The following is a 1,476-nucleotide window of genomic DNA, read 5'->3' as shown; positions in this document are numbered from 1 at the left end:
AGCAGTTTGATTCTCTCCATGATGCCATGGATTCCGTTCTCAAAGCTGCGTCCTAACCACCTTGACTAATGCTATACTTCACGCCTTCCGTTCCCCGCTTCAATCCTGGGGTTATGATTCCCAAAATTGGGCAGCAATTCTCATTTTGGCGAAAACCTGTTCAAGTCCCCAGCATCCCTGTATCGTAATGACATCTAAGAAACCCAGGAGGGCCAGAGCCGTTGAAAAAGCCAGGTTGCTTTGAGACTCTAGTCGGTTCTTTCCGCCAGTGCTTGTCATCGCTACCGGACAAGCGCCGGGGTAAAAATCGCCGCTATGGAATGGAGGATGCCGCTTTAAGTGCGTGAGCGTGTGTTTTTTACTCAAACTCCGTCGTTTCTGGCTTATCAACGTCTGATGGAGGGGAGTAAAGGCAAGAGCAATGCCCAAAGTCTGTTTGGAGTTCATCGAATTCCCTGTGATCACCAGATTCGGGACTTATTAGATGCCGTGTCCCCAGATCACCTGTTTCCAGTGTTTGAGGAGATCCTACAAGTCTTGGAAGCCCAGGGGCAGTTAGAAGACTTCCGTTGCCTAGGGGACAGTCTATTAGTCGCGTTGGATGGCACGGAATACTTCAGTTCCGACAAAATTCACTGTCCCCACTGTTCAACGCGCACCCAGAAGTCAGGAAAAACCCATTACTTCCATAGTGTTGTCACTCCAGTCATCGTCTGTCCGGGACAGAATCATGTGATTCCCTTAGTCCCCGAATTTATCGTGCCCCAAGATGGTCATGATAAGCAAGACTGTGAGAATGCCGCCGCCAAACGCTGGCTATCGAGGCAAGAACAATGCTTGAGGGCTTTGAATGTCAAGGTTTTAGGGGATGACCTCTATTGCCACCAACCGTTGTGTCAGCAGTTTTTAGAGCAGCAACTTAACTTCATCGTCGTCTGTCGCCCCGAGTCTCATACTACCCTCTATGAACACCTAGAGGGCATCGAACTCCCGACCCTCACGACCAAGAAGTGGACTGGTCAAGTCGAGAAAACCTATACCTACCGCTATCTCAACGGAGTCCCCCTCAAAGATAGCGATGAGGCCCTGTTGGTTAACTGGTGCGAACTTACTGTCACCACCGCTGATGGCCAGGTAACCTATCACAACTCCTTTGCCACGAATTATCCTCTCAGCGATGAGAATGTAGCCGAGGTGGTTCGGGCCGGGCTGACTCGTTGGAAAGTTGAGAATGAGAACAACAACACTCTCAAGACCAAGGGCTACCATCTCGAACACAATTTTGGCCATGGCAAGCAGCATCTTTCTTCCTTGCTGGCGACCCTCAACATCCTCTCGCTGCTCTTCCACACCCTGCTGGAGTTGCTCGATAACAAGTACCAGTTGCTACGAGCGCACTTACCTACCCGCCAAACCTTCTTTAATGATTTGCGCGCGCTTACCCAGACTGTACGCTGAGACAGTTGGGACCACCTT

Annotated in this window: 1 pseudogene; it reads left to right on the top strand. The window is 50.4% G+C overall.

From position 1 onward, the window contains the following. The first annotated feature begins 221 nt into the window (after window positions 1–221). Window positions 222–1,458, top strand: a pseudogene (locus tag ACTIE0_RS24345) (ISNCY-like element ISAtsp9 family transposase). Window positions 1,459–1,476 lie beyond the last annotated feature (18 nt).

The organism is Limnospira sp., from assembly GCF_051859755.1.
Lineage (GTDB): Bacteria > Cyanobacteriota > Cyanobacteriia > Cyanobacteriales > Microcoleaceae > Limnospira > Limnospira fusiformis.
This window is presented reverse-complemented; position numbering and strand designations above follow the sequence as displayed.